This is a genomic window from Amycolatopsis sp., assembly GCF_025464955.1.
Taxonomy (GTDB): Bacteria; Actinomycetota; Actinomycetes; order Mycobacteriales; family Pseudonocardiaceae; genus Amycolatopsis.
In genome coordinates this window covers 1-26,904 of sequence record NZ_JAODNM010000047.1, presented here as the reverse complement: position 1 = coordinate 26,904, position 26,904 = coordinate 1, and the positions used below count along the sequence as shown (strand labels likewise).

Sequence of the window (26,904 nt, the reverse complement as noted above, 5' to 3'; positions counted from 1 at the left end):
ACCGAGAGTGAGCAGATGGATTTGGGTCGGTCCAAGAGAATTATCACCACCGGGCAACGGCGAAGACTTGTCATGCGGGACCGCGGTTGCGCGTTTCCCGGTTGTAACAAGCACGCTAAACACACTGAGGGTCACCACATCGTTTTTTGGATCCTTGGTGGGCCAACCGACCTGAACAACTTGACCCTCCTCTGTGAACGGCACCACCGATTAATTCATTGTGGTGGTTGGGAAGTGCGGATGGGTGGTGACGGGAGACCGGACTTCATCCCGCCCGCTTATCTCGATCCGCTTCGAAGACCCAGGCGAAATACCATGCACGTGTAACAGAAAACCCATGCCAGGGCTCGTGAGTGTCGCGACCGGATCATCCGGCCGCGACACTGACGAGCCCTGACTGCATTCCCGGCTTTAGCAACTCGCCGTCGAGTTGCGGTAGTTGATCTCCGCAACGATCGCAACTCGCCGTCGAGTTGCGAACGTCGTCCTACTCCGGCCGCGAGGCGACGAAGACGAACTCTCGACCTGGGCGGTCCGGGGCGTCGCGGACCTCGTCGACGGTGTAGCCGTGAGCTACCAGGGCCGCCTCGACCTCGTCGCGTTCACGAAATCGCAGCGTCGAGTCCGACGTCAGCACCTCGCCGTCCGATGCGAATACGAAGGTCCCCCGGAACGTCACCAGCGGCCCGTTGACGTCGATCAACTCGACCCAACTTTCGACCTCGCCGACACCTTCGATCATCGCGGTCTGATACGACGCCGCACGGTTCCAGTCCCGCCAGGCCCGGCGCGCGGGGTCGCGGGTCTCGAACACGAGATGCCCGCCCGGCCGCAGCGCCCGCCATGCGCCCCGCAGTGTTCCGGCCCAGTCGGCTGGGTCGACGATCGCCTGGGCGACGTTCGCGGTCATGGTCGCGAGGTCGACCCGTATCGGGGGCAGGGCGGTGGCGTCACCGTGGATCCAGCCCACCCGCTCAGCGCCTGGCTTGGCCCGAGCGACGTCGAGCGACGCGCCGGCCGGTTCGACGCCGGTGACGTCAAGGCCGAGGCCTGCCAGGAGGAGCGCGAATGTGCCGGTACCGCAACCGATGTCCAGCACAGCGCGGGCACGGAACTCCTCGGCGATGGCCACGTAGACGTCGAGGTCGCTGCGATCCGGGTCGAGAGGGTCGTAAACCGCAGCGAGCCGCGGGTGCTCGAACACGTCGTCGGCCATGAGCTCGATGCTAGTGAGCGCACGACCAGGCGCGCGATCCCGGATTCACCCTGGTGTCAATTTTGACCACGTGGTAGAAATTCTGGGTAGCCGACGCAAGGGAGCGCGCCATGAGCAACCATTCCGTGCAGCTGTACTCGATCCGACAGGACTTCGCCGTCGATCCGGCCAGCGTCCTGCGCCGGGTCGCGGAGATCGGGTTGACGCAGGTGGAGCCATATGGCGTGGTCGAAAACGTCGAGGCGCTGCGCCTCGGGCTGCCCGCCAACGGGCTCACCGCGCCGACCGCGCACGCCCGGCTCCTCGGTGCCGACCAGGAGGCCGTGTTCGCCGCGGCGGCCGAACTCGGGATCGGCGTGGTGATCGACCCGCTCGTCAAGCCCGAGTTGTGGCTGGATCGCGCCGACATCGCCGCCACCGCATCGGCGCTCAACGACGCCGCCAAACTCGCGAGCCCCCACGGCGTGCGCGTCGGCTACCACAACCACTGGTGGGAGCTGGAGTCGCAGATCGACGGCCGCAGTGCCCTGGAGCTGTTCGTCGACCAGCTCGATCCCGAAATCGTCCTCGAGATCGACACCTATTGGGCCACGGCCGGCGGCGAGAACGCGGCCGCATTGCTGGGCAGGCTCGGCAGCCGGGTGCACGCCATCCACGTCAAGGACGGCGGCCTGAACCGGGACGACTCGGGCCAGGTGCCTGCCGGACAGGGCCAAATCCCGCTGCCCGAGGTACTCGCGGCCGCGCCGGACGCGCTGCACGTGATCGAGTTCGACGCCTTCGACGGCGACGTCTACGAGGCCATCGCCGCCAGCTACGCCTACCTCACGGCGGCGGAGTGAGCGGGCCCGTCGGGGTCGGGATCGTCGGCGCCGGAGTCATCAGCGACACCTACCTCGAAAACCTCACCGGGTTCCCGGACGTGCGTGTGGTGTTCGTCGCCGACCTGGACGTGACGCGCGCAGCCACGCAGGCAGCCAAGTACGGCGTTCCCGGCCACGGGTCGGTGGCCGAACTGCTGGCGCACCCCGACGTCGAACTCGTCGTCAATCTGACCGTTCCCGTCGCTCACGTCGAAGTCGGGCTGGCCGCGCTCGACGCGGGAAAGCACGTATGGACCGAAAAGCCGCTCGCACTCGACCGGCAGAGCGGCCGGAAACTGCTCGACCGCGCGAAAGAGAAGGGGCTGCGGGTCGCCTGCGCGCCCGACACCGTGCTGGGAGCGGGACTGCAGACCGCACGACGCGCTATCGACAGCGGACGCATCGGCGAACCGCTCACCGCGCTCGCGCTGTTCCAGAGCCCCGGCCCGGAAAGCTGGCATCCCTCGCCGGAGTTCCTCTTCCAGGCCGGTGGCGGGCCGCTGCTCGACATCGGCCCGTACTACCTCACCGAGCTCGTCCAGCTGTTCGGCCCGATCCGCAAAGTCACCGGCGCCGGCGGCCGGGCACGGGACACGCGCGTCATCGGGTCAGGCCCGCGAGCCGGCACCGAATTCGCGGTGACCGTGCCGACCACGGTCACCGCACTGCTCGAGTTCGAACGCGGCGGGTCGGCTCAGGTGGTCTTCAGTTTCGACTCGGCACTGCTGCGGACGGGGTTCGTCGAGATCGCCGGGCCGCTGGGCACCGCGGTGCTGCCCGATCCGAACCGCTTCGACGGCGTCACGGCGTTGCACCTGAGTGGGCAGCAGGATCCCGAACAGCTCGAACCGCGGGGCCACCATGCCTCGCGCGGGACGGGCGCGCTCGAACTGGCGCGCGCGATCCGTTCCGGCGCACCGGAACGGGCTTCGGGTGAGCTCGCGTACCACGTGCTCGACGCGATGCTGGCCATCGAAGAGTCGTTGGCGGGCGGTCAGTCCATTGACGTCGAAAGCACCGTCGAGATCCCCTCAGCCTTGCCCGAGGACTGGGATCCAGGCGCTAAGACGCTCTAAGACGCCCTCTAAACGTCGAGCGGGACGGCGAGCAGGTTCTGGAGGTAAAAGCGGAGAGAGCCGACCAGATCGACCTGGTCGGGCGTGGTCAGCCACTGGACCTGCAAGCCATCCATCAGCGCGATGAACGTCAGCGCCGCGAAGTCGGGATCGACGCCCTCACGGAGGCTGCCGTCGGTGGCCAGCACGCGGAACGACTCGACCACGCTGTCCCGCGCCGCCCGGTAGTGCCGCTCGAAGTAGCCGTGCGCGGGATGGTCCGCGGAGACGGCCTCCGCGGCGAGCCTGCTGTAGAGATCGACGATGCCGGGATGCCGGACGTTGTGGCCGGCCAGCGCGACGAAGTGGCGCAGGACCTCGAGACCGGGCTGGACCTCTAGCTGCTCACGCTCGCGGTCCTCGGCGTCGCGACGTTCGAGCACCGCTGCGAGCAGCGCTTCCTTGGTCGGGAAGTAGTACAGGAGACCGGCGTGCGTGATGCCGACCCGCTTGGCGATCTCCCGGAGCGAGGACCCGTGGTAGCCGGCCTCGCCGTACAGCAAGGCCGCCGCCGAAATGATGTCCTCGCGACGGATCCGGCCCTTCAGGTAGCCCCCGGTCACGGGGTCGCACTCGTCTCGGCGGTCTGCACCGGACCATCATGCCGCAGACCGCCTCAGTAGCCCGCGTTCACAGGCCGATCGCGCCGTCGATGCGTTCGCGGAGGAGGTCGGCGTGCCCGTTGTGCCGGGCGTATTCCTCGACCAGGTGAACGAGTACCCAGCGCAGCGACACCGTGCCGCGCCAGGAGTCCTCGCCCGTGAGGTCGAGGTCGGGCGCACCGGCGACGAACCGCTCGGCGAACGCGACCTCGGCGCGCCAGGCGTCCCAGGCTTCGGCGGCGCAGGCGGGGTCCGACGTCGCGCCGTCGAAGTCGCCGTCCGGGTTCGCGTCCGAAACGAAACGCGCCGGAGCGTCCTGTCCGGCCAGCACCTGCCGGAACCACCGGCGTTCCACGTCGGCGAGGTGCCGGATGAGCCCGAGCAGCGACAGCGTCGAGGGCTCGACGGATCGGCGGGACAGTTCGACGTCCAGGCCTCCGCACTTCAGTTCCAGCGTCGCTCGTTGAGCTCTGAGGAACTCGACAAGCATGGTTCGGTCGTCGCCGACAGCCGGACCACCTACTCGGCTGCCGACGAACATCTCGGCCCTTCTGCGCACTCTGCCCATACCGCGTGATCCTGCCTGCCGCCGGTCTCGATCGGAACGTGTCGAACCGGACATCGGGTACCCCGGAATCGATACACTGGGTGCCCCACCGATCACCTGCGGAGGCACCTTTGACGCGGCTCACCGCCTTTCTCGCCTGGTCCACCCAGGCGGGCTCCCCGGACGCCGTCAAGAGGGCGCTGGTCGTGATGAAGCGCATGCTCGCCGAGCACGGCTACGACTACTACGACTGGAACGAGAACCAGAGCGTCAACAAGGACATCGGCGCCAAGGTGAGCGACGAGCTGCTCAAGTCCGACCTGGTCATCCTCGAAGCCAGCACCCAGCGGCCGAACCTGGCCTACGAGGTCGGCTTCGCGCACGCGCTCCACCTGCCGCTGGTGGTGATCAAGCAGACCGGGTCCGAGCGGCTGCCGGAGAACTTCGGCGAGCCCGACTACCTGGTCTATCCCTCCGACATCGGCGACGACACGGGGTTCGCGAACTTCGAGTCACGCTTCACCGCTTGGCTCCGGAAGCTCGCCGGTACGACGCTGTCCGCGGGGCAGCGGTCCGCGCGGCAGGGCCGCAACGCGTTGAACGAGCAGGTCAACAAGTTCATCGACGGCTATCCCGAGGAGCACGCGAGCCTGCACATGCTCGGCGGCTGGGCGGGCGCGCTGGCCCGCGAGCTCGACTCCGGAGGCGCGTCGCAGCTGGTCGTCGACGCCGGGTACTACCTCCCCAGCTTCTCCAGCCTGCGCGAGTGGACCGGTGGCGAGATCCGCGCGATCGCCGACCTCACCGACGAGACCGAGCAGTTCTGGACCCCCGACCACCCCGAGGAGATGACCGCGAACGTCAGCGAGCGGATCTTCCTCATCGACTGGTCGTGGTTCTTCGAGAACGAAAACCGGCTCTCCCGGCAGATCGAGCTCTGGAACCGGCACCAGGCACGCCACCGGGACCGGACCTACGACATCTACATCGCCGCCAAGGAGGAGTTGCAGCCGGGCGAGGTCCACCCGTCGGGGCCCGACGCGGTCGGGCATCACCTGCTGCTGCTCGATCCCGACCTGGTCGGCGGCTACCGGGGCAACCCCGGCCGCACCGGCGGACGGCAGCTGGTCATCGAGCGCAACTCCCTGCGCTACGAGAGTGCGGCCCACTTCTACGACTCGATCAAGGCGCGCGCGGTCCAGTTCCAGCCGAAGATGAAGGCCGCCGACCTGCGCCGCGCGTGGGTGGCGCGCACCGGCGTCGGACACTGGGACGACGACTGGACCGCCGAGACCGAGTTCCGCTCACCCGACTACTTCGACCTGTACGACCGGCACATCCGGTGCTGGATCCCCCGGTACGCCCAACTCGTCCAGGACAGCGCTGCCACGGTCTTCCGCGAGATCCTCCGCATCTACGCCGATCGCATGCGCTCGGTGGACGTCCTCGAGATCGGCTACGGCACGGGCCGGCTGACCAGCGAAATCGTGCCGTGGATCCGCAACATCAACCGGCCGTTCTACGACCTCGAGCACTACGGGCCGGTGCGGCAGTACCGCGGTGTCGATCGGGCCGACCAGATGGCGCAGTATGCCCGCGAGCTGCTCCAGCCCGAACAGCAGACCGGGCTGGACATGCGGCTGGTCCGAGGCACCGCGTGGGAAGACGTCGACGGCCGTTACGACGTCGTGTTCGGCTCGCTGGTGATGCACTTCCTGATCGGGCCGGAACCGACGGCCGAGACGCTCGACGAGTTCTTCACCGACGCCGCCGAGCACACCACCGAGGACGGCACGCTGGTGTTCGCCGACGTCTTCGGGGTCGAAGGCGACCGCCAGGGCACCTCGGTGATGACCAAGTGGCGCGAGTGGATGCTCCGCTACGGCCTCGCCGAGGAGGAGGTCGACGGCTACCTCGCCGGCAACGCCGACATGACCAGCGCCGCACCGGTGTCTCTCCTCCGCAAAGCAGCCGAGGCACACGGGTTCAAGACCAGCGCGAAGGTCGTGGGCGCGCCGACGCTGCCGTTCCGCATCGTCGTCTTCCGGAAGGAGCACGTGGCCGGCTGACCGGGCAGCGGATGAGGGAGCACGGCACATGCGGGTGGTGAGAACGACGAAACGACCGGCACTGCTCGTGCGCGGCCTGTTCGGGGTGCTCGCGGTCGTCTCACTCGTGCTCGGTTATCTCGGACTGGAGGAGTACCTGGCGGCGAGTACCCAGTTCGCGCACCGGCCGATCGACCTCGCCTACTACGATCTGCAGCTGTTCGTCATCAACTCCGGTCCGGTCACCAACGGCGGACCGTACCCGTGGCCGCTGGAGATCAGCCGGTTCCTCACCCCGGCAATTACGGGGTACGCGCTGGTCGAAGCCGTCCGGCTGCTCTTCGCCGGTGAGATCGCGCGACGCCGGGCTCGGCGCCGCGCCAGGCACATAGTCGTGTGCGGCGGTTCCGCCGCGGCGCGCACGCTCGCGACACACCTCAGGACGGCCGGGCACAACGTCGTCTCGATCGACAGCGCCCGCGACCCGGACGCGCTTGCCGCCGCCGGTCTCGCCAGGGCGGCCCGGCTGTACGCCTGCGACGAGGAAACGCCGGCGAACATCGCGACTGTGCTCGCGGCGAGCCTGGTCCCCCGCCGGGTCCGGGCACCGCTGGAGGTCCATGCGCATGTCGCCGATCCCGAGCTCGGTGAGGCCCTGCGCGGTGACCGCTGGCGTCCCGAGCTGGAAGTGGACTTCTTCTCCCTCGACGGCGTCGCGGCGAAACAGGTGGTCGCCGCCGAGGAGCCGGACGGGGACCAACTGGTGGTGATCGGGCTCAGCGCGTTCGGCCGGGCCCTGCTGCTGGAGCTCGCCCGCCGCGCGTGCCGGGCCGGGGAGGGACCGGTCGCGGTCACCGTCGTCGATGCCGAAGGCGATGCGGTGATAGCGGGCCTGCACGCCAGGCATCCGGTGCTCGCCGACGGGTGCGTGCTCACAGTGCGTCCGTTCTACCAGCCGGAACCAGGTGCGCACCTCGTGTTCGTCTGTCACGATGACGAAGAAAGGGCGCTGAGGGACGGCCTCAACGCGGCGGCTACGGTCGACTCCACCCGGGGTACGGTCATCGTCCGGATGGCTCAGCTGGCCGGGGTCGGCGAGATGATTGTGCAGCATGGTCAGGAAGACCGGCTTCGATTCGTGGGAGTGCTGGACATGGCGAGCATGTACCTGTCTGAGCGGATCACCGATTCGCTGGCGCGTGCCGTGCACCGCCGCTATCTGCGAGACCAGACAGCACTGGGGCAGACCCAGGCGACCAATGGCTCGCTCGCCGGCTGGGACGACCTGCCGGAGACGTTGCGCGATGCCAACCGGGCCCAAGCGGCGAGCATCGAGCAGAAGCTGGCGCTGACGGGCTGCCGGATGGTGCCGAGCCTGGAGGAAGTCCCGTTCGCGTTCGAACCCGACGAGGTCGAAAGCCTGGCGGTGACCGAGCACGAGCGCTGGATGTCCGAACGCCGTTCGGCAGGCTGGCGCTACGGCCCGATCCGCGACAACCAGACGAAGGTGCACCCGGACCTGCGGCCGTGGGAGGACCTCGGCGAGGAGGAACGCCAGAAGGACCGCAACGTGGTGCTGTCACTGCCGGAGATCCTCGCCGACGCCGGCTTCCAAATCGTTCGCAAAGCCCGGCGCACGCGTTAGACCACGGTCTGGCAACTTTCACGGGATACCCTGTGGCATACTGCCACCAGGTGTCAGCGGCTCGTTCAGCTCCTGACCTTGCCTGATCTCGGCTGCGGTGTGTGATACCGCCCGCATCGCCACGCTCCCTGCTCAGCACGGTGAGCACCTCGAACGCTCGTTCATTCCCAGCTTCCGGATGCGTCGACCTTGTCCGCAATCCCACGCTGAACCGCAGCCTGTCGCCGACCACGGCACCCCCCAGATTTCTCAGCCGCGCAAGAGAATGGAGCGAAAACCCATGAGCACCAAACGAATTACCCATGGCGCCGAGCGAGCGATCATCGAGAACATGCTCGATCGCAACCGCGAAGCCCTGATCGAGACCGTACGCGGCCTCTCCGAAGCCGACGCTCGCCGACGACTCGTCCCGTCACTGACGACACCAATCTCCGTGATCAAGCATGCCGCCGGTGCCGAGCGAATCTGGTTCCAGCGATTCTGGGCGGGTCTCGACGAATCCGAATGCGACGGATACTCGAAGCGGGACGTGGGCACGTTCACCGTCGCAGACGACGAGCCCCTGGCCGACGTGATCGCCGAGTTCGAGCGCGCAAGCCAACGATCACGGGAGATCGCCGCTCGCTTCACCCTCGACGACACCAAGGACAACCCCCGCGAAGGAACAGTCAGCATGCGGTGGACCCTGCTCACCATGATCGAAGAATTTGCCCGGCACGCGGGACACGGCGACATCCTTCGCGAACAGATCGAGCAGAGTTGACAGCCAAACCCGTGAACGGCCGCTCAACCGATTCGTACCAGGGGACCTTGGCGATCGGTTACGGCGGTCATCAGGAAGTCGTCGATGCCTTGCGCTCACTGCTCCACGAGCACGCCGCCGCGGGAACGCTCCCAGAGCGCGTATTCCGAGTTGTACTTCTGCGACACCTACGCTCCCGATTTCCTGGGGCCGGTCCTGGTCACCTCAGGTTGTTCCACTGCGGGCGCCGGGCAGCCAGGGTTGCCTGACGCTGACCCGCGTCGACGGAGCCGCCGTCGATCTGTGGATCCGCCACCCCGCCACCCCGCCGACCTGCGCCGCACGCTCAGACTCGCTGCGGCAGGCTGACCCGATTGCCTCCCAATTGGTCTAGTCCACAATGGTGGTCTAGTCCATACTGGCGACAATCCGAACACTGGTCATCGGCACGAAGGACGTGTGAGCCCATGCAGGCACACCCCGCACCACCGAAACGCACCAGGAGACAGTCGACCGCCCGTCTCGGCGGGCTCGTGATGGTCGGCGGCTTGCTCGCACTGGGCCTGGCGGCCCCGGCGGCCGCGGCCCCGACCGCCGCCACCACCCCACTGCCCACCGCGGTCTACGCGAAGGCGTCCGACTGGGGATCCGGTTTCTCCGGCGGTTACACCATCACCAACACGATGTCGGTCCCGCTCACCACTTGGGCGGTCGCCTTCACCCTGCCGTCCAGCGAGAAGGTCACCAGTCTGTGGAACGCGCAGCTGACGACCAGCGGCAACACCTACACGGCGTCCAACCTGTCCTGGAACGCACCGCTCGCCCCCGGCGCGTCGACCACTTTCTCGTTCAACGCCAGTAACAGCGGGACCTATCAGGACCCGCCCGGCTGCACGCTCAACGGCAACCCCTGCAACGGCAGCGCGGACACGATCGCGCCGACGACCCCGGCCAACCTCGCGGTGCTGAGCACGACCGCGAACAGCGTGTCGCTCAACTGGACGGGCTCCACCGACAACCTGGTCGTCGCCGGGTACAACATCTACCAGGGCACCACCAAGGTCGCGACCAGCCCGGGCACGGTGGGCACGGTCAACGGGCTCACCGCGTCCACCGCGTACACGTTCAGTGTGCAGGCAGTCGACGAGGCCGGAAACACCTCAGGCAAGAGCAACACGGTGTCCGCGACGACGAAGGCCGGCGGCGGCACCGGACACCTGCCCGGGATCGCGGCGCCGTTTGTCGACATCGGCTCGTGGCCGACCCCGAACCTGACCCAGATCGCCGAGACCACGGGTCTGCGGGCCTTCTCCCTCGGCTTCATCGTCGACGGCGGATCCGCGTGCGTGCCTTCCTGGTTCGGGGCGTACTCGATGAGCCAGGGCTTCGAACAGGCCGACATCGCGTCGCTACGCGGCATCAACGGCGACGTCAAACCGTCCTTCGGCGGTGAATCGGGCACCGAACTCGCCCAGTCGTGCACCGACGTCACCGCCTTGACCGCCGGCTACCAGTCGACCATCGACGCCTACAGCCTCACCCAGATCGACTTCGACATCGAGGGCGCGGCGGTCGCCGATCCGGCGTCGGTGGACCGGCGGTCGCAGGCCATCGCCAACCTCCAGACGGCCGCGAAGGCCAAGGGCAAAACCCTGTCCGTCACGCTCACCCTGCCGGTGCTGCCGTCCGGGTTGACCAGCCAGGGCCTCTACGTGGTGCAGTCCGCGATCAACCACGGCGCCGCGATCAGCACGGTCAACGGGATGGCGATGGACTTCGGCGACTCCGAGGCACCGAACCCGAGCGGCAAGATGGGCACCTACGCGATCAACTCCGCGCAGGGCCTGCACAGCCAGCTCGCGCCGCTCTACCCCGGCAAAACCGACGCGCAGATCTGGAACATGATCGGGGTGACCCCGATGGCAGGCCAGAACGACAACGCCTCCGAGGTGTTCACCCAGGCCGACATGAACCAGTTGCTGACCTTCGCCGGCCAGCAGCACCTGGCCGAGTTGGCTTTCTGGGACGTCACCCGCGACGGCAACGCCTGCACCGGGTCGCTGTCCAAGTGCACCAACATCAGCCAGACGCCGTACGAGTTCAGCAAGATCATCGCGCCTTACGTCGGATAGGCCACCGCTCGGCGCCTGGGTTGTGGTGTCGGGGCGACTGGTGAGGTTCTCGAGGTTCGTGGCGGGGTCAGCCGTCGGTGAACGTGGGGCTCAGCCCGCGAGTCCCACGTTCATACCGGCGAGTCCCACACTCGGCTACCGAAAACGCCGTACACCGCGTACCTACACGACACGCGCGACCCTCGGATCAGCAAGGGAGTACCCACTCGTCCCGGTCCTTGCCGCTGGAGAACGCAACCGGTCCACGTCAAATCGACACTCGAGGCCATCGCGGACCCACGGATACGGCAGGCGCCCCTGTTTTGCGCGCGCATCCGCCGAACCGGCAGTCAATCCGGACATTCCACTCGCGGCGGTTGCGAGGGCATTACACCCGGGGTAGATCTCTACTTCTGTTCTGAACCGGCCGGAACGCGCCAACGTCGGCGCACTGGGGAGATTTGATGAGCACTACCGCCGAGACGGCGACACCCCGAGTCAGCCTCGTCCCGTCCCGGATGGACCGGTTGCCGTGGACGAAGTTCCACTGGTCGGTGGTCATCGGCCTGGGTGTGTCGTGGATCCTCGACGGTCTCGAAATCCAGATTGTCTCCTCCGCCGGGTTCCAGTCGACCCTGCACATGAGCTCGACCGAGGTCGGGGTCACCGGCACGGTCTACCTGATCGGACAAGTCGTCGGCGCGCTGTTCTTCGGCAGGCTGACCGACAAGATCGGCCGCAAGAAGCTCTTCATCATCACCCTCGCGGTCTACCTGGTCGCGAGCGGGATCGCCGGGCTCTCGTTCAGCATGTGGTTCCTGTTCCTCTTCCGCTTCATCGCGGGCCTGGGCATCGGCGGCGAGTACACGGCGATCAACTCGGCCATCGACGAGCTCATCCCGTCGCGCTACCGCGGCCGGGTCGACATCGCGGTCAACGGCACCTACTGGGGCGGCGCGGCGCTGGGCGCGAGCGCGAACCTGTTCCTGCTCAACCCGGACGTCATCTCGCAGAGCTGGGGCTGGCGCCTCGGCTTCTTCATCGGACCGGTGCTCGGCCTGGTCATCATCTACCTGCGCCGCCACATCCCGGAAAGTCCGCGCTGGCTGATGACCCACGGGAAGCTCGACGAGGCCGAGCAGACCGTCGACGCCATCGAAGCCCAGGTCGAACGCGAGGGCGTCACGCTGGAGCCGGTTCCGCAGTCGCGGGCGATGTCGATCGTCGAAGCACCCAAGCTGTCGTTCAGCGTCGTCGCCGGGATCTTCCTCAAGAAGTACCCGAGGCGGACGTTCCTCGGCTTCACGATGATGGTCACGCAGTCGTTCCTGTACAACGCTATCTTCTTCACCTATGCGCTGGTACTGCACAACTTCTACCACATCAGCGACAGCTCGACGTCGTACTACTTCTTCCCCTTCGCGATCGGCAACCTGATCGGACCGCTGGTTCTCGGGCCGTTCTTCGACACCATCGGCCGGCGGAAGATGATACTGGGGACCTACGGGTTCGCGGGGATAGTGCTCGCGGTGTCGGCGGCGTTGTTCAGCGCCGGCTCGCTCACCGCGACGACCCAGACGATCTTCTGGTGCGTCTCGTTCTTCTTCGCTTCCGCGGGCGCGTCCTCGGCCTATCTGACCGTCAGCGAGATCTTCCCGCTGGAGCTGCGCGGCCAGGCGATCTCGTACTTCTTCGCCATCGGCCAGGTCGCCGGTGCGATCGCGCCGACCGTGTTCGGCTCGCTCGTCGGCGACGGCACCGCGCGGGGTCCGCTGGTCATCGGGTACTACTTCGGCTCGGCCATCATGATCATTGGCGGCCTGGTCGCGTGGTTCTTCGGCATCAACTCCGAAGGTATGTCGCTGGAAGACATCGCTGATCCGTTGTCGAAGGGGCCGTCTTCGGATGGTCCCGCCGACGAACCCGTGCGAAGCTAGATCCGCGATCAGGAGGTAGTTGTGGCCGGACGTGCTTTCATCGTCGTCGGGGTGAGCGTCAGCAGCGGCTCGCCGACGGCGTTGCGCTGGGCCGCGGACGAGGCCACCCGCCGCGACTGCGCCCTCGTCGCGGTGCGGGCCTGGCGCGCGCCCAGACCACCGAGCGCCCCGGCGGGCAAGCTCCCTCCGGTAACCAGGGACGCCGACGCAGAGTTCGCCGCGGCCGAGTCGAAGCTGCGCGCCGACGTCGCCGCGGCACTCGGCAAGAGCCGCAAGGTGCAGTGTCGGCTGATCAAGGGCAACGCCGTGACCGTGCTGCTCAACGAAACCGCCGACGCGGTCATGCTCGTCCTGGACGCTCCTCGCCGGGCCAACATCAAGGCGACCACCCTGCTCGCCCACCGGCTCGTCTACAACGTCGGCTGCCCGGTCGTGGTCATGCCGCCCGCACTGACCAAACCCGCGCCGAGCAAAGTGGCCCGCGCGGGGAAGCAACTCGGCAGCAAGCTGGCCAAGGCCGCCGCGACCGCCGGTCGCCCCGGCATCCGGATGCCCCCCAAACCCAGCTGAGCGCCTTTCGCACGGGTCTTCCCCGTCGAATGCGAAATCATTTCACATCAGTCGGCTCACCCAGTCGTTTTCACCGTTCAGAACGGCGCGTGAACGTTCCTTTTCGACCCGCGGAAACTTCGGAAAGGGCAAGATACACGCAGTTCAGAGCCTTTTGACCGGCAACGAAACCCGTGTGAACGATCACGGAAACGCGGTGAATCCTACGAAAGGCCGTTGTCGCGTCACCTCGCGTTCAGGCACCGTATTCCCCGTCAGGAAGCGCGGAACTGCAGATCCGTCCCTTCCTTCAGTCATTCCACGGCATTCCCCGCCTTGTTCGTATGAAGGAGCCCGACGGTGAACAGAAAACCCACCAAGACCGTGGTCCGAGCCGGCATTATCTGTGGTGCCGCGCTGTTCGCGTCCGCCCTCGCCGCTCCACTGGCCACCGCGCAGACCGCGAACGGCCCGGCGACGCCGAACGGCCTGATCGGGACGCACGCGGCGCAGGACCACAGCACACTGCGGACCGCCGCCAACCCGCGCGCCACCGGCCGGACCCAGCTGAATTACGCCCAGCAGGTGCAGAAGAACGACGAGTGGTGCTGGGCCGCGGACGGCTCCAGCATCGAGCAGTTCCACGGCGCGTCGACGACCCAGTCGCAGTTCTGCGCCGCCGGCAAGGGAACCTCGGTCGGCAACTGCCCGAACCAGGCCGCCGAGATCGACGAGATCGTCAACGGCTTCGAGAACACCGGGTTCAACGCCACCAACGCGAACGGCCCGATCTCGTTCAACTCGGTGCAGCAGCAGATCAACAACGGCACGCCCGCGCTGACCGGGATCTACTGGACCTCCGGCGGCGGCCACGCCGAGGTCATCTACGGGTACGACGCCTCGAACTCGACACTGAACCTGGGCGACCCGTGGCCCACCTACCAGCGCTACCAGACCTCGACCTACAACAACTACCTGCGCAACAACAGGTTCACCTGGCAGGACACCATCGTCAACATCAACCAGGGCTGAGCGGAGCTCCGATGATCGTGTCCGTACGCCGAGTGGTCTTCACCGTCCTGGCGGTGGCCGGTGTGTCGTCCATCCCCACCGCGGCACTGGCCGATACCCCCGCTCAGGTCCAGCCCCTGTCCCCCGCCGAGGTGAGCGCGGCCGTCAAGGCCGCGCACGCCCCAGGGGCGATCAGCTACGCGAAGACCAACTTTCGGCAGAACGGGCACCCTGACCCGGCGACGCTCGCCGTCGCCGGGTCAGGCTTCGTCGCCTACACGCTCAACCCCGACTTCGTCCGCGGGATCCCCGGCGCCCCAGCCGGAATCTTCGACTACGTAGCGGTGCCGGTGACCGCCCCGGACGGCCGCACCGCCACCATCCAGGCCACTGTGGACCCGGCTGATCCGTCCCACTCGTGGACGGTCAGCAGTGTCCTTTCCGGAGACTACGAAAAGACGCTGTCAGCCAAGCTTTCGCCGGGCGCGGCGCTGCTGGGCGAGCCGCAGATCAACGGCTGGTACGAGCTCACCGGTAACGGAGTGCGCCTGCTGCAAGCCAGCCTTCCGCAAACGCCGGTCGGGCAGTTAGTCCCGCTCGCGGACTACCAGCGCCAGGTTCACGACCGTTACGCCGATAAGCTGCCTGGGTCGACCTATCAGCAGAACGGCGGCATCGGGTTCAAACAGAACCCGGCTCCGGCCGCCCCGGCGCCCGCCGCGCCCAGCAACACGAGCGGCTATCTGGGGATCGGCGCCGCGGCGCTGGTGGTCCTGATCGGAGCGGTCGTTCTGGTGGCACGCGGGAGGAAACGCGCGGATCAGTCCCATTCGATGTCGACACCGGCGACCCCGGGGCCGACACCGGCGAAGTAGGCGTTGACAACCCCGTTCGCGCCGCACAACAACGTCTCGCTGTCCAGTGGTTCGCCGTTCTCCCGCCGGCGCAGCCGCCGGGTGCACCGCACCGGCAGCCGAACCGCCTCGAAGACCAGCTGCAGGAGATACGCGTGCACCGGTTCCCGCAGCGTCCGCAGATAGCCCGGGCTGTCGCCCGACGCCCCGCCGTACGTGGTGAACGCGAAGACGTGCGTCTCCCCCTCGGCGAGCCGGTGGTCGAACAGCAGCTCGAACACCACGCCCGAAGACGTGAGCTGCCTGCGCACCCGGCCGATCCGGCAGCCGTCCAGTGCGACCAGTTCCGTCGCGCTCACGTCGCTGCCCGGGTCCGCCTGGTGCACCGCGATGAACCGGTCCACCCCGAACGTCCGCGCCCGCACCACGGTCCGCGCCGAGATGCGGGCCAGCTCGCCGTCGGTTCCGATGTGGACGGTGTCGAGCACGGACAGCACCTCGAGGTCGCGGTTGCAGCGGCTCTCGGGGTACGCGTCGAACTCCGACAGCAGCGCTGTCGTCGCGTGCCAGGTGTCGGTGAGTTCGGCGAACGTGGCGCGGCCCCTGGCTTCGTCCGTCGGCCTGCGCCGCGGCCCGATCAGCACCACGAGCGAATCCCTCTGCAGCCGGAGCACCTGTTCCAGGGCGTGGACGGTGTCCACCGCGCGCGGCATCTCCGGATGCCGCAGGCCCCGCTGCCAATAGCTCAGCGTGGACTGTCCTATCGCGATACCCTGCGACGCCAAATGCGCCCGCAGGCGGGAAAGCGACAGACCGCGAAACCTGATCGCCTCGGACAACGCGCGATGGAACGGACCGGTCCGCAGCACCTGCGCCACGTCGCCCGGTAGCTCGTTCTCGCCTTTGTCTCTGGACACGCGTTTCCTCCTTTGCCGCGAGTGCACTCCGTGCGCGGTCGCGGGTAGCTGACGCGCGGTCGAGTGCAGTAGGTACAGCGGCGGTCAGCCGGAGTCTCGGACAGTAAGGGAAACCGGCAGCAACTGCTTGTCGGGCTTGAGGTCGTCGTCGAGGAGGCGCATCAGGGTCACGACCATGGCATGTACCTGCTCGCGGGGGTCCTGGTGGACCGAGGTCAGCGGCGGGTTCATGGCCGGTGCGAGGGTGGCGTTGTCGTCGAAGCTGACGACCGCGACATCTTCGGGGATCCGCCGCCCGGCGGCGTCCAGCGTGCGCATCGCGCCGACGGCCATCATGTCGCTGGCCACGAACACCGAGTCGAGATCCGGCCGCCGATCGAGCAGCGCCGACATCGCCCGCGCACCCCCGGCCAGTGTGAAGTCGGCTTCCTCGGCGAGGCCTTCGGGGTCCAGCCCGGCGCCGAGGAGCGTCTTGCGCCAGCCGTTCAGCCGGTCGATCGGCGCGCCCTGGTCCTGCGGCCCGGCGACGGTGGCAATCCGCCGCCGCCCGGCCGCCACCAGGTGCTCGACGGCCAGCCGCGCACCGCCTTCGTTGTCGAAGTCGACCACGTGTACCCCGCGTCGCAGGTTGGCCGCCTGCCCGCCGAACACGACCGGAATCCGCAGCAGCCGCAACGACTTCGGGAGCGGATCGGCCCGGTGCGGCGCGAACACGAGCGCGCCGTCGACGTGACCGCCTTCGAGGAACCGAACCGTGCGGCTGAGGTCCTCGCGGGTATCACTGAAGATCAGCACCATCTGGCAACCGACGTCGGCGAGTTCGCGGTAGCCGGCACGCATGACGGCGGTGCGGTACGGGTCGTCGAGCAGTCGCTCCTCGGGCTCGGACAGGACGACCGCGATCGCCCCCGCCCGCCGGGTGACCAGCGACCGCGCCGCCTGGTTCGGCGAGTAGCCGAGGTCCTTCGCCGCGGCGAGTACCTTCTCCCGGGACCTCGTGCTGACGTACACGTCGTCGTTCAGAGCGCGTGACGCAGTCGAGCGCGACACTCCCGCGAACGCCGCGACGTCGTCGAGCGTCGGCCGCTCGTCATCGCGTGGTCGAGACCCCACGGCACCATCCTCAGTCGTCTCCGCCCGGTACTCCGGACAGCCTATCCGTCGTCCGCCCGGGAGCGTTCCTTGCCGAAACCGCGTGTTCACCTCCCCTTGACAGGGGCTGGGCCTGGGGTCAAACTCGACTCCCGTCTGGGAGCGCTCCCAGAATCCCGCGAATACCCTCGAGCAAGGGATTGGTCACGTGAGAACACTGCGGAACGGCTTGGTCTGGACACTCGGGCTGGTGATGACGGCGGTCGGCGTCACCGCCTGCGGAAGCGGCGGCAGCGACGACGTCCCCGCGGCCGCGGCGCCGGGTGAGCATGTCGACCTGACGCTGGCGACGTTCACCGAATTCGGCTACGAAGCTCTCATCCCGGAATACGAGCACCTCCATCCCACCATCACCATCACTCCGCGCAAGACCGGGCAGGGCGGCCCGTACGCCCAGGACATGATGACCAAACTCGCCGCCGGCTCCGGCCTCGCCGACATCCAAGCCGTCGAAGAAGGCAGCCTGTCCGACATCCTCGACAAGTCCTCGAAGTTCAACGACCTCGCCAAGATCGGCCCCGCGGAGATCACCCCGGACCGCTGGCTGCCGTGGAAGTACGAAGCGGGCAAGGACAAGAGCGGCAAGCTCATCGGTTACGGCACCGACGAAGGCCCGCTCGCCATGTGCTACCGCAAGGACATGTTCGCCGCTGCGGGACTGCCGACCGACCCCGACGCCGTCAAATCGCTGTTCGCCACGTGGGACAGCTACTTCGCGACCGGAGCGCAGTTCGTCACCAAGTCCGGCGGGAAGGCTTGGTTCGACTCCGCGTCACAGAACTTCAACGCCATGGTCAACCAGCTTCCCGTCGGGTATCTCGGCACCGACGACAAGCTCTCGATCGACCACAACCCGGCGATCAAGCGCGCGTGGGACCAGGTGACCGCGGCGGTCGCCCAGGGCGAGTCCGCGAAGCTGACCGCGTTCAGCAACGAATGGAACACCGGGTTCAAGCAGGGCGCATTCGCCACCAAGGTCTGCCCTGCGTGGATGCTCGGCGTGGTCAAGGAGCAGGCCGGACCGGAGAACGCCGGCAAATGGGCGGTCACCGCTGCCTTCCCTGGCGGCGGAGGCAACTGGGGTGGCTCGTATCTCACCGTGCCGACGCAGAGCAAGCACCCCAGGGAAGCAGCGGCGCTGGCAGCCTGGCTGACTGCCCCCGAGCAGCAGATCAAGGCCTTCCAGGCAACGGGCAACTTCCCCAGCCAGGTCAAGGCCTTGACCGATCCGGCGCTGCTCACCAAGACCGATCCCTACTTCGGCGGCGCGAAGACCGGCGAACTGTTCGCCGAGCAGGCCAAAAAGATCACCAAACCGCAGTACAAGGGTCCCGGGGACGCCCAGATCCAAGAGAACGTGGCCGACCCCGCGCTGCAGGCCGTCGAGCAGGGAAGGTCCGCCGCGGACAGCTGGCAGCAGCTTGTGGACGGCGCCACGAAGCTCACCCGCTAGCCGAGGAGTGCTCATGACCGTGGCCGAACGGATCTCCTCATCACCCGCCTCGCACGCGAAACCGCCACCACCGCGGCAACCGCTGCGCGACCGCCTCAGCCGGTGGGACGTCAAAGCGTCGCCGTACCTCTACATCGCGCCGTTCTTCGTCGTCTTCGGCATCGTCGGGCTGTTCCCGTTGCTCTACACCGCTTACGTCTCGCTGTTCCATTGGAAGGCGGGCGACGACAACCCGAACTTCATCGGGCTCGACAACTACAAGGAGCTGTTCGCCGACAGCCAGTTCTGGAACGCGCTGGAGAACACGGTCAGCATCTTCCTGCTCTCGAGCATTCCGCAGCTGATCATCGCGATGATGCTCGCCGCGTTGCTGGGAAGCAGGCTCCGCGGCGCGACCGGCTGGCGCGTCGGCGTCCTGCTGCCGTACGCCGCGAGTCTGGTGTCGCTCGGCATCATCTTCGCGAACCTGTTCGGCACGAAGTACGGTCTGGTCAACGGCGTCCTGCAGACCATCGGCCTGGATCCGGTGGACTGGCAGGCGAACCGCTTCGGAAGCCACGTCGCCATCGCGATCATGGTGAACTGGCGCTGGACGGGGTACAACGCCCTGATCGTACTGGCCGCCATGCAGGCGATCCCGAAGGAACTGCACGAGGCCGCGCTGATCGACGGCGCCGGCACCTGGCGGCGGTTCTTCCACGTCACCCTGCCACTGCTCAAGCCGACGCTGGTGTTCGTCACGATCACCTCGACGATCGGCGGCCTGCAGATCTTCACCGAGCCCAAGCTGTTCGACGTCTCGGGCGCCAACAACGGCGGCTCGACACACCAGTTCCAGACCGTGACGCTGTACCTGTACCAATCCGCTTTCGAGAACTTCAACCTCGGCTACGCGTCGGCGATCGCCTGGGTGCTGTTCGTCGTCATCGTGCTCATCGCACTGGTCAACTTCTTCCTCACCGGACGGCTGGCGGCGGTGAAGAAGAAATGACGACACTCGGTTCCGGCCTCAAAGGACACGTCGTCCGACTCGGCAGACCCCGCAAGGCGACCTACGGCGTCCTGATCGTGTTCGTACTGGGCTCGCTGTTCCCGTTCTACTGGTCGTTCCTGGTCGCCAGCCGCGACGATGGCATGCTCACCGAACGGGTGCCGCCGTTCCTGCCCGGCGGCAACTTCTTCGCGAACGCGTCCAGGGTGTTCGACACCGTGCCGTTCTGGCGGGCGTTGGCGAACAGCCTCATCGTGTCGGGCACGGTCACGCTGACCACCGTCCTGTTCTCGTCGCTGGCCGGGTTCGCCTTCGCCAAACTGCGCTTCCGCGGCTCTCGCGGGCTGTTCGTGTTCATCGTGGTCACCCTGGCGGTGCCGACCCAGCTCGGCATCATCCCGCTGTTCATCGCGATGTCGAAGCTCGGCTGGGCGGGCGGGCTGCAGTCGGTCATCGTGCCGAACCTGGTGACCGCGTTCGGCGTGTTCTGGATGCGTCAGTACACAGTGGACGCCTTGCCGTACGAACTGGTCGAAGCGGCCAGAGTGGACGGTTGCAGCATGTTCCGGACGTTCTGGAGCGTGTGCCTGCCCGCGGTGCGCCCGGCGGCGGCGATCCTCGCGATGTTCACGTTCATGACTTCGTGGAACGACTTCCTCTGGCCGCTGGTCGTGCTCGACCCTGGCAACCCGACCGTCCAGCTCGCGCTGGACAAGCTGCAGAGCGGCTACTACGTGGACTATTCGCTCGTACTGGCGGGGACGACGGTGGCGACCATCCCGATCCTCATCGTCTTCCTCCTGCTCGGCCGCCAGATCGTGGCCGGGATCATGCAAGGTGCCGTGAAAGGGTGACTATGTCCGTTGATCATGACCGGGTCGACCACGACGGCGTCCGGGAGCAGACCGCGTGCCGGTTCCCACCGGGTTTCGTCTGGGGCGCGGCCACCGCGGCGTTCCAGGTGGAGGGCGCCACCACCGCGGACGGCCGCACCGATTCGGTCTGGGACGCGTTCGCCCGGCAACCTGGCGCGGTGGTGGGCGGCGACACCGGCGAGCCCGCCGCCGACCACTACCGGCGGTTCGCCGACGACGTCGACCTCATGCGTCAACTCGGGCTCGGCGCGTATCGGTTCTCCCTGGCGTGGCCCAGGATCCGGCCCGACGGGGGCGCACCGAACCCGGCTGGACTGGCCTTCTACGATCAGCTTGTCGACAGCCTGCTCGAAGCCGGTATCCAGCCTTGGGCCACGCTGTACCACTGGGACCTCCCCCAGACGCTGGAACTCGACGGCGGCTGGGCGAACCGCGCGACGGCGTTCAAGTTCGCCGAGTACGCCGAGACCGTCGTGTCGAGGCTCGGCGACCGCGTGGCGACCTGGTCGACGCTGAACGAGCCGTGGTGTGCCGCGATGCTGGGCTACGCCTCCGGAGTCCACGCGCCTGGACGCACCGAACCCGCGGCCGCCGTTGCCGCCGCGCACCATCTGCTACTTGGCCACGGCCTCGCGATGGACGTCATCCGCCGGCACGCACCGGAAACGCCGGCGGGCGTGACGCTGAACCTGTACGACGTCGAGCCGGCCGACCCCGACTCCCCCGGTGACGTCGAGGCGGCCCGCCGGATCGACGGGTTGCAGAACCGCCTGTACGTCGATCCCCTGCTGCGCGGCGCTTATCCCGAAGACCTTGTCGCCGACCTCGCGCCGTTCGGGCTTTCCGACGTCGTGCGCGACGGTGACGCGGAAACGATCGCCGCGCCGCTGGACTGGCTCGGCGTCAACTACTACCGCGGCTACCGGGTGTCCGGCGCTCCCCAGCTCGGCAGCGAACCCGCGGGCGCCGAATGGGTCGGCGCCCGCGACGTCCAGTTCATCCGGGACGCGACCGCTCCGCGCACCGAGTCCGGGTGGGAGGTCCAGCCGGCCGGACTGACCGAGACCCTGCTGCGGCTGCACCGCGACTACCCCCGGTTACCGTTGTACGTCACCGAAAACGGCGCCGCCTATCCCGATGTCGTGCGGGACGACGGGGCTATCGCCGACACGGATCGCATCGCGTTCCTCAGCTCCCACCTCCGAGCCGCGAACGACGCCATCCAGGCCGGTGTCGACCTGCGCGGGTACTTCTACTGGTCACTGCTCGACAACTTCGAGTGGGCCGAGGGCTACGCGAAACGGTTCGGTCTGATCCACGTCGACTACCGGACCCAGCGCCGCACCCCGAAGCACAGCGCGCACTGGTACTCCCAGGTGATCGCGGCGAACGGGTGGGACTGACTGTCACGGTCCATGATCCACCAGGCGACCGATTTCGGCTGGCTGAGCGACAGGCGCGTCTCGTGACTACCGAGAGTTGTTCCTTACCAACCAAGTGACCGGCGTTGTCCACTACGACAGAAACGCCGTCCAGTGGAATCGGCCTGCTTTCCGCCCTTGATATCGGCCGAATGGTCTAGTCCACTGTCGAGAAGAGTCGCGGCACCGACCTCGGCAACACCTGCTCCAAGGGAGTCGCGCTGCTGTCCTTCTGGCCGGAAGGCCGGGACAACGGCAGCTGCGCCGGACAGCCGACCGCGAGCTCGGCGTGCGGCGGGATCGACCAGCGCGACGGGGCCTTCACCACGGCGTTCCAGAAGTTCGCCGGCTGACAAATGGACTTCGGGCCCTGTCCGGCGCAACCGCCGGACAGGGCCCGAAAGACTGTTCTAGTGGTTCACCTTGAACCAGGGCTGCGCCCAGCCGAGGTAGGTCTGGCCCCAGGTGCTCTTGATCTGCGCGATCGTCGTCTGGGTGTAGGTACCGCGGCCGTGGATGTCGTTCGACAGGAAGTTCCCGCCGCCGATCGAGATCATCGTGTGCCCGGAACCGCCGTTGCTGAAGAACGCCAGCCCGCCGGCCGGGACCTGGCTGTCACCGGGATGCTTGTAGGAACCCGGAATCTGCGTCCAGTGCACGTAGGCCGTCGTCGAGCCACTGGCGGTGAAACCGTACGCCAGTGCGTTGATGCGGTCGCAGTAACCGTAGTAGGACTCGATGTCGGTGGTGTGGACGTGCGCCTTCGCCCACGCGACGGCCTGGGCGCAGCTGTTCGAGTCACCGGTGCCCGAGGTCGAGCAGGACACCGTGGTGCCGGCGCAGTCCGGCGCCACCCGCGAGTCCGAGCCGGTGTAGACGTAGGTGTCGCTGACGTAGCCGCCCTTCGCCGGCACGTGGTCCCAGATATCGCTCGTGCCGTACTTCCCGGTCACCGTCTCACCATTGGCCTGGCAGTCGATCGTGACGGCGGCGCCGCTGGCGACGGTACCCACCGACTTCCCGCTGGTACTCGCGGTCGAGCGGACGGTCACGGCGACCCCGGAATCGGTGTGCACCGTGCCCGACGCCGCCAGTGCCGGGGTGGCACCGGCCAACACCACGGCCGCCGCCAAGGCGACCGCCCCCACCGTGCGTTTGACGAACGTCGACGGCATCCTCATGGCTGTCCTCCACTGGCTACTGAGCAGATGCTCCAGAGGATGGCCACTAGGGATACAAGCAACGTACAAACGCCAGGTCAGGCCACAAAAGCGCCTATTTGTGGTTCTCCTGCTCTATCCGTGGGTGACACCACCCCGACACCACAACCAGCCGCCGAGCGGTGGCCTTGAGGCAACACCGTCGCAACTCGGCGGCGAGTTGCGACGGGCTGTGCCACCCACGGATACGACAGGAGAGCCCTACTTGTACGGCGAGGCGGCCTTCCCTGCCAGGTAGTTGAAAGTCTTGAGCATGTACGGCCAGAACGTGCCGTCCACACACGAGTAGCTCGGCGTGAAGCCGTCGCAGGAGCCGCCCTGGTCACCGAGTTCGATCGTGAACGAGGCGATCCCGAGCTTGCCGTAGGCGTAGTCGTCGGAACCGCCCGGAGCGTTGTAGAGCAGGTCACCGGCCTGGCCGTACGGGTAGCCGGAGAACTGCGACATCGCCTTGCCCATCGTGCGGAACGGCGTGTCACTGGGCGTGTGGGCGGTGTTCGTGTACTCCCACGGGAGGATGATGATGCCCGCGTAGCTGTGCAGCATCAGTGCCGTGCCCCGCGCGCCGACATCGGGCTTGTCACTCGCGCCGTCTGCCCGGTGGTCGCCGAACAGGTTGGCCCACAACGCTTCCAGTGCCTTGGTCTCCGGCTCGGAGTCCCCGGCACCGTTGGACGTCGACGTCGTCTGGTCGCACTTCGACGTGTTGGACTGCCAGTGGTAGCTGAAGTTGCGGTTGATGTCGACCCCGGGCTGGCTGCCCGCGGTGTCCCCGCAGCGCGCCAGGTCAGCCGCGGTGAAGTCGGCGTTCTTACGGTGCAGGACCGGGTTGTTCCCGCCCTGCTGGACGAGGTTCACCCCGTCCGGGTTGACGATCGGGACCACCCAGACTTCGGTGGTGTTCAGCAGGTTCGTCACCGCCGGGTCGGTGCCGTAACCGCCGACCAGGTAGTCGATGTACTTGTACGCCATCTCTCCGGTGGCGATCTCGCGCGCGTGGACCTGCGCCTGCAGCAGGAAGCGCGGCTTCGTCGAGTTCGGGTTCAGCGCGCAATCGCCCGCAGCCTTCTTCGCGATGCAGATGGCCTTGAGGGCGTAACCGCCCTTGTTCTGTTGTTTGAGCCAGGACTGACCGTAGGTGACCACCGACGCGAGATCGGGATGGGCGGACGCGGCGGCGTCCATGTTGGCGTAATGCGCATTGACCGTGTGGTAACCGCCGTCGTAGGTCTCGTCCTGAAGCCCGGCGCCGGCCGGGCGGGCCGGAGCGGCCCAGCCTTCCTGGTGCGTGCGCTGGGAAACCTCGGCCCGGAACCCGAGTGCGCTCAGCTTGCCACCGGTCGCGTCATCGCCGAGCACGAACAGGTCGTTGCCGTCACGGCGGGACACGACGTCGAGACCGGCCGCCTCGAGGGCATCGCCGCTCTTCACCGCGTCATGGACCCGGTACTCGACAACGTCCTGCCCGGACGAACGTTCCGCCTGCGCGGCCGGACTCGTGGCGAACCCGGTCATCGCCACCAGCACCGCGGCGCCGGCGACCAGCGTCATCGCGCGAAGTTTCCGCATCCCTGCCTCCTACGGGTAACCCAGTGCGCACGAACAGTAGGGGCGCGGCGCGCACGGGGTCACCGACTGTCGTAGGGAAAACGACGAACTCCCGCCGACAGTCGGTAGGCAACGGGACTATTCAGGCACTGGCTCCAGGGGATCGACGGGCACGGCCGCCCCGGGACCTGACAACACGTCGACGTCGCCCGCGTGCATCGGCTCGCCGCAGTGGGCGCAGCGCAGGTCGACGCGGCTGATCTCGCCGCACGCGTGATGGCGGTAGAGCACCGGCGGGCCGGCCTCGCCCGCGAGCCACTTGTCACCCCAGGCGACCATCACCATGAGCAGGTCGACGAGCTCCGTGCCCTTGTCCGTCAGGACGTATTCATAGCGCGGCCGCCGATCGTAGGGCCGGCGCTCGAGCACTCCGTGCCCGATGAGGTGGCCCAGCCGCTCGGTCAGGACCTTGCGCGAGATTCCGAGGTCGGCCTGGAGTTGGTCGAAGCGGGTGAACCCGGCCCACACATCGCGCAGGATCAGCGGCGACCAGGGCTCGCCGATAACGTCGAGCGTGCGCGCGATGGAACAGGCCAGCTCACCGAAGTCCGTGCGTTGCATCGCACCAGTCTAACAACTGAGGTTCCCTTAGGGAACTCTGACTGCTACGGTTACGGAGTCTCCTCAAGGAACCCCAGGAAGGACTACCGAGATGAGCAAGGTGTTCACCGCCCTCGCGGTGTCGGTCGACGGTTACATCACCGGTCGCGCTCCCGGCGCCGGGCGCGGACTCGGCGACGGGACGATGCTTTTCGACTGGTACTTCGACGGCGACACGCCCAGCCAGGTGTTCGACGGGTTCAAGCTGAGCGAGCCCAGCGCCCGGGTGTTCGACGGCCTCGCCGGACGCGTAGGAGCGACTTTGGCGGGGCGCAACACCTACGAGCACTCCGGCCACTTCGGCGGCGGCGGGCCCCACCCGACGGCTCGACTGATCGTCCTCAGCCATCGGCCTTCCCCGGAGATCACCGAGCAGCAGACCCTCGTCACCACCGGCATCGAGGACGCGGTCAAAGCGGCTCGCGAAGCCGCCGGAGACAAGGACGTCGCCCTCATGGGCGGCGGCGTCGTGACCGAGGCGTTGAAGGCGGGGCTCGTCGACGAGGTGACCCTGCATCAGGTGCCGATCCTGCTCGGCGGCGGCCGCCCGTTCTTCCAGTCGCTCCCCGAGCATGTGCGCCTGCGCCTCATCGAGGTCGTCCCGGCGCCAGGTGTCACCCATCTCCACTACGCCGTCGAGCGTTGATCCCCGCAACCCGCCCAGAACTCAAGAAGGAGATGACCATGATGCTGACCCCCGAAGTACGCCGCATACTCGACGGCACCCCTATCGCGCACCTCGCCACCGTCCTCCCCGACGGCGCTCCCCACTCCGTCCCGGTCTGGATCGGCACGGACGGCGACCACATCGTCGTTCTTACCGGCCCGAACTCACGGAAAGCCCGCAACCTGCGGCGCGACCCGCGCGTCGCGCTCTCCCTCGCCCCGGCCGACAATCCGTTCGTACCGGTGATCATCCGCGGCAAAGTCGTCGAGTGGGTCGACGGCGACGCCGGCTGGGAGATCGTCGACCGGATCGCGACGAAGTACATCGGCGGCCCCTACACGCGCGACCAGGATCGGGTTGTCGCGCTCATCGAGCCGGAGCGTCAAAGTGTCGGTATGAGCTGAGGCGCTCGCCCACGATCGTCCTTCTTGACAAGTTGTCAACAATGCCGCATTGTCAACTGGGAGCGGCGGTCGGCGCCGGTATCACGATGACCCTCGCGGCCGATTTCCGCCTCGCCGCCACGAACTCCCGGTTCGGGTTCGTCTTCGCACACCGCACCCTGTTCCCCGAAGGCGGCTCGATGTCCTCGGTTGCGACCTTGGTATTTGTTGGCGTGTAAGGGTTTTCTGTCGCGAGATGCTACCCGTGTGAGTGATGCTGTTCGAACGAGTGTGCGGTTACGCTTGCTGTGTGGACGTGGAACAGATACCGGCGTGGACACTCACCGAAGGGGAGCTGTCCGCCGCACTGCTGCGCG

Annotated in this window: 26 protein-coding genes and 1 pseudogene; 18 read left to right on the top strand and 9 right to left on the bottom strand. The window is 67.3% G+C overall.

From position 1 onward, the window contains the following. Positions 1 to 327 (top strand): HNH endonuclease signature motif containing protein (locus tag JWQ81_RS10370; RefSeq protein WP_297540034.1); only part of this gene is annotated, 327 nt, incomplete at its 5' end. Positions 328 to 487: 160 nt separating this feature from the next. Here JWQ81_RS10370 and JWQ81_RS10365 read toward each other — a convergent pair. Beyond that, positions 488 to 1,216 carry a bifunctional 2-polyprenyl-6-hydroxyphenol methylase/3-demethylubiquinol 3-O-methyltransferase UbiG gene (locus tag JWQ81_RS10365; RefSeq protein WP_297540032.1) on the bottom strand — a complete coding sequence of 243 codons (729 nt, stop codon included), beginning with the start codon at positions 1,214 to 1,216 and terminating at the stop codon, positions 488 to 490. A 110-nt stretch (positions 1,217 to 1,326) separates the two neighbouring features. Here JWQ81_RS10365 and JWQ81_RS10360 point away from each other — a divergent pair, with 110 nt between their 5' ends. Beyond that, positions 1,327 to 2,058: a sugar phosphate isomerase/epimerase gene (locus JWQ81_RS10360; protein ID WP_297540030.1), complete on the top strand. Its 732-nt coding sequence runs from the start codon at positions 1,327 to 1,329 to the stop codon at positions 2,056 to 2,058. After that, positions 2,055 to 3,155, top strand: a complete 1,101-nt coding sequence (locus tag JWQ81_RS10355) for a Gfo/Idh/MocA family oxidoreductase (RefSeq protein ID WP_297540028.1) — start codon at positions 2,055 to 2,057, stop codon at positions 3,153 to 3,155. Before JWQ81_RS10360 ends, JWQ81_RS10355 begins: the two co-directional genes overlap by 4 nt. Before the next feature lie 8 nt (positions 3,156 to 3,163). On the opposite strand, the gene JWQ81_RS10350 is transcribed toward JWQ81_RS10355, so the two are convergent. Both JWQ81_RS10350 and JWQ81_RS10345 read right to left on the bottom strand, forming a co-directional pair. After that, positions 3,164 to 3,757, bottom strand: coding sequence for a TetR/AcrR family transcriptional regulator (locus JWQ81_RS10350; protein ID WP_297540026.1), 594 nt, complete (start codon positions 3,755 to 3,757; stop codon positions 3,164 to 3,166). A 67-nt stretch (positions 3,758 to 3,824) separates the two neighbouring features. Then, positions 3,825 to 4,364, bottom strand: a complete 540-nt coding sequence (locus tag JWQ81_RS10345) for a DinB family protein (RefSeq protein WP_297540024.1) — start codon at positions 4,362 to 4,364, stop codon at positions 3,825 to 3,827. A gap of 110 nt (positions 4,365 to 4,474) precedes the next feature. On the opposite strand from JWQ81_RS10345, the gene JWQ81_RS10340 reads away from it, so the two are divergent. The 8 genes from JWQ81_RS10340 (at position 4,475) to JWQ81_RS10305 (ending at position 15,261) form a co-directional block, all read left to right on the top strand. Further along, positions 4,475 to 6,412, top strand: coding sequence for a class I SAM-dependent methyltransferase (locus tag JWQ81_RS10340; protein WP_297540022.1), 1,938 nt, complete (start codon positions 4,475 to 4,477; stop codon positions 6,410 to 6,412). Between the two features lie 28 nt (positions 6,413 to 6,440). Then, the gene (locus JWQ81_RS10335) at positions 6,441 to 8,036 is read left to right on the top strand and encodes a RyR domain-containing protein (protein ID WP_297540020.1); all 1,596 of its coding nucleotides are present in this window, start codon (positions 6,441 to 6,443) and stop codon (positions 8,034 to 8,036) included. Between the two features lie 280 nt (positions 8,037 to 8,316). After that, the gene (locus JWQ81_RS10330) at positions 8,317 to 8,799 is read left to right on the top strand and encodes a DinB family protein (RefSeq protein WP_297540037.1); all 483 of its coding nucleotides are present in this window, start codon (positions 8,317 to 8,319) and stop codon (positions 8,797 to 8,799) included. Between the two features lie 446 nt (positions 8,800 to 9,245). Next, positions 9,246 to 10,910 carry a cellulose binding domain-containing protein gene (locus tag JWQ81_RS10325; protein WP_297540019.1) on the top strand — a complete coding sequence of 555 codons (1,665 nt, stop codon included), beginning with the start codon at positions 9,246 to 9,248 and terminating at the stop codon, positions 10,908 to 10,910. Between the two features lie 443 nt (positions 10,911 to 11,353). After that, entirely contained in the window at positions 11,354 to 12,826 is a 1,473-nt protein-coding gene (locus tag JWQ81_RS10320) for an MFS transporter (RefSeq protein WP_297540017.1), read from the top strand. Positions 12,827 to 12,847: 21 nt separating this feature from the next. After that, the gene (locus JWQ81_RS10315) at positions 12,848 to 13,396 is read left to right on the top strand and encodes a universal stress protein (protein WP_297540015.1); all 549 of its coding nucleotides are present in this window, start codon (positions 12,848 to 12,850) and stop codon (positions 13,394 to 13,396) included. Between the two features lie 339 nt (positions 13,397 to 13,735). After that, positions 13,736 to 14,407, top strand: coding sequence for a papain-like cysteine protease family protein (locus JWQ81_RS10310; RefSeq protein ID WP_297540013.1), 672 nt, complete (start codon positions 13,736 to 13,738; stop codon positions 14,405 to 14,407). An 11-nt stretch (positions 14,408 to 14,418) separates the two neighbouring features. Next, positions 14,419 to 15,261, top strand: coding sequence for a hypothetical protein (locus tag JWQ81_RS10305; RefSeq protein WP_297540011.1), 843 nt, complete (start codon positions 14,419 to 14,421; stop codon positions 15,259 to 15,261). Here the strand turns inward: JWQ81_RS10305 and JWQ81_RS10300 are convergent. Both JWQ81_RS10300 and JWQ81_RS10295 read right to left on the bottom strand, forming a co-directional pair. Beyond that, positions 15,207 to 16,157: a hypothetical protein gene (locus tag JWQ81_RS10300; protein WP_297540009.1), complete on the bottom strand. Its 951-nt coding sequence runs from the start codon at positions 16,155 to 16,157 to the stop codon at positions 15,207 to 15,209. The genes JWQ81_RS10305 and JWQ81_RS10300 overlap by 55 nt on opposite strands. A gap of 84 nt (positions 16,158 to 16,241) precedes the next feature. Further along, a complete protein-coding gene (locus JWQ81_RS10295; protein WP_297540007.1) occupies positions 16,242 to 17,270 on the bottom strand; it encodes a LacI family DNA-binding transcriptional regulator in 1,029 nt (342 codons plus the stop codon). Between the two features lie 187 nt (positions 17,271 to 17,457). Here JWQ81_RS10295 and JWQ81_RS10290 point away from each other — a divergent pair, with 187 nt between their 5' ends. The 4 genes from JWQ81_RS10290 to JWQ81_RS10275 are packed head-to-tail and all read left to right on the top strand — an operon-like array spanning position 17,458 to position 22,031. After that, on the top strand, positions 17,458 to 18,762 hold the full coding sequence (locus tag JWQ81_RS10290; protein WP_297540005.1) for an ABC transporter substrate-binding protein: 1,305 nt from the start codon (positions 17,458 to 17,460) through the stop codon (positions 18,760 to 18,762). A 13-nt stretch (positions 18,763 to 18,775) separates the two neighbouring features. Beyond that, positions 18,776 to 19,753, top strand: a complete 978-nt coding sequence (locus JWQ81_RS10285; RefSeq protein WP_297540004.1) for a carbohydrate ABC transporter permease — start codon at positions 18,776 to 18,778, stop codon at positions 19,751 to 19,753. After that, positions 19,750 to 20,607 carry a carbohydrate ABC transporter permease gene (locus JWQ81_RS10280; protein ID WP_297540002.1) on the top strand — a complete coding sequence of 286 codons (858 nt, stop codon included), beginning with the start codon at positions 19,750 to 19,752 and terminating at the stop codon, positions 20,605 to 20,607. Before JWQ81_RS10285 ends, JWQ81_RS10280 begins: the two co-directional genes overlap by 4 nt. 2 nt (positions 20,608 to 20,609) lie before the next feature. Next, the gene (locus JWQ81_RS10275) at positions 20,610 to 22,031 is read left to right on the top strand and encodes a GH1 family beta-glucosidase (protein ID WP_297540000.1); all 1,422 of its coding nucleotides are present in this window, start codon (positions 20,610 to 20,612) and stop codon (positions 22,029 to 22,031) included. Between the two features lie 175 nt (positions 22,032 to 22,206). Here JWQ81_RS10275 and JWQ81_RS10270 read toward each other — a convergent pair whose 3' ends face one another. The 4 genes from JWQ81_RS10270 to JWQ81_RS10255 form a co-directional block, all read right to left on the bottom strand. Next, positions 22,207 to 22,374 carry a hypothetical protein gene (locus JWQ81_RS10270; RefSeq protein ID WP_297539998.1) on the bottom strand — a complete coding sequence of 56 codons (168 nt, stop codon included), beginning with the start codon at positions 22,372 to 22,374 and terminating at the stop codon, positions 22,207 to 22,209. Between the two features lie 85 nt (positions 22,375 to 22,459). Then, complete coding sequence (locus tag JWQ81_RS10265) at positions 22,460 to 23,230, bottom strand: hypothetical protein (protein ID WP_297539996.1); 771 nt, start codon at positions 23,228 to 23,230, stop codon at positions 22,460 to 22,462. 240 nt (positions 23,231 to 23,470) lie between these two features. After that, on the bottom strand, positions 23,471 to 24,838 hold the full coding sequence (locus tag JWQ81_RS10260; RefSeq protein WP_297539994.1) for a M14 family zinc carboxypeptidase: 1,368 nt from the start codon (positions 24,836 to 24,838) through the stop codon (positions 23,471 to 23,473). A 117-nt stretch (positions 24,839 to 24,955) separates the two neighbouring features. After that, the gene (locus JWQ81_RS10255; RefSeq protein WP_297539992.1) at positions 24,956 to 25,438 is read right to left on the bottom strand and encodes a helix-turn-helix domain-containing protein; all 483 of its coding nucleotides are present in this window, start codon (positions 25,436 to 25,438) and stop codon (positions 24,956 to 24,958) included. 91 nt (positions 25,439 to 25,529) lie between these two features. Between JWQ81_RS10255 and JWQ81_RS10250 the strand changes: the two genes are divergently transcribed. From JWQ81_RS10250 to JWQ81_RS10240, 3 genes and pseudogenes are all read left to right on the top strand, one after another. Then, the gene (locus JWQ81_RS10250) at positions 25,530 to 26,123 is read left to right on the top strand and encodes a dihydrofolate reductase family protein (protein ID WP_297539990.1); all 594 of its coding nucleotides are present in this window, start codon (positions 25,530 to 25,532) and stop codon (positions 26,121 to 26,123) included. 41 nt (positions 26,124 to 26,164) lie between these two features. Then, positions 26,165 to 26,548 carry a PPOX class F420-dependent oxidoreductase gene (locus JWQ81_RS10245; RefSeq protein WP_297540035.1) on the top strand — a complete coding sequence of 128 codons (384 nt, stop codon included), beginning with the start codon at positions 26,165 to 26,167 and terminating at the stop codon, positions 26,546 to 26,548. A 59-nt stretch (positions 26,549 to 26,607) separates the two neighbouring features. Next, positions 26,608 to 26,727: pseudogene (locus JWQ81_RS10240) on the top strand (enoyl-CoA hydratase); the annotation flags it as partial. Between the last annotated feature and the right edge of the window lie 177 nt (positions 26,728 to 26,904).

What these genes read in the sequence shown, in the direction of transcription:
- JWQ81_RS10245 (WP_297540035.1), top strand. Translation starts at nt 26,165, where the DNA reads ATGCTGACCCCCGAAGTACGCCGCATACTCGACGGCACCCCTATCGCG.
- JWQ81_RS10255 (WP_297539992.1), bottom strand. Translation starts at nt 25,438, where the DNA reads ATGCAACGCACGGACTTCGGTGAGCTGGCCTGTTCCATCGCGCGCACG.
- JWQ81_RS10260 (WP_297539994.1), bottom strand. Translation starts at nt 24,838, where the DNA reads ATGCGGAAACTTCGCGCGATGACGCTGGTCGCCGGCGCCGCGGTGCTG.
- JWQ81_RS10305 (WP_297540011.1), top strand. Translation starts at nt 14,419, where the DNA reads ATGATCGTGTCCGTACGCCGAGTGGTCTTCACCGTCCTGGCGGTGGCC.
- JWQ81_RS10365 (WP_297540032.1), bottom strand. Translation starts at nt 1,216, where the DNA reads ATGGCCGACGACGTGTTCGAGCACCCGCGGCTCGCTGCGGTTTACGAC.
- JWQ81_RS10250 (WP_297539990.1), top strand. Translation starts at nt 25,530, where the DNA reads ATGAGCAAGGTGTTCACCGCCCTCGCGGTGTCGGTCGACGGTTACATC.
- JWQ81_RS10265 (WP_297539996.1), bottom strand. Translation starts at nt 23,230, where the DNA reads ATGAGGATGCCGTCGACGTTCGTCAAACGCACGGTGGGGGCGGTCGCC.
- JWQ81_RS10330 (WP_297540037.1), top strand. Translation starts at nt 8,317, where the DNA reads ATGAGCACCAAACGAATTACCCATGGCGCCGAGCGAGCGATCATCGAG.
- JWQ81_RS10280 (WP_297540002.1), top strand. Translation starts at nt 19,750, where the DNA reads ATGACGACACTCGGTTCCGGCCTCAAAGGACACGTCGTCCGACTCGGC.
- JWQ81_RS10345 (WP_297540024.1), bottom strand. Translation starts at nt 4,364, where the DNA reads ATGGGCAGAGTGCGCAGAAGGGCCGAGATGTTCGTCGGCAGCCGAGTA.
- JWQ81_RS10360 (WP_297540030.1), top strand. Translation starts at nt 1,327, where the DNA reads ATGAGCAACCATTCCGTGCAGCTGTACTCGATCCGACAGGACTTCGCC.
- JWQ81_RS10320 (WP_297540017.1), top strand. Translation starts at nt 11,354, where the DNA reads ATGAGCACTACCGCCGAGACGGCGACACCCCGAGTCAGCCTCGTCCCG.
- JWQ81_RS10275 (WP_297540000.1), top strand. Translation starts at nt 20,610, where the DNA reads ATGTCCGTTGATCATGACCGGGTCGACCACGACGGCGTCCGGGAGCAG.
- JWQ81_RS10325 (WP_297540019.1), top strand. Translation starts at nt 9,246, where the DNA reads ATGCAGGCACACCCCGCACCACCGAAACGCACCAGGAGACAGTCGACC.
- JWQ81_RS10335 (WP_297540020.1), top strand. Translation starts at nt 6,441, where the DNA reads ATGCGGGTGGTGAGAACGACGAAACGACCGGCACTGCTCGTGCGCGGC.
- JWQ81_RS10285 (WP_297540004.1), top strand. Translation starts at nt 18,776, where the DNA reads ATGACCGTGGCCGAACGGATCTCCTCATCACCCGCCTCGCACGCGAAA.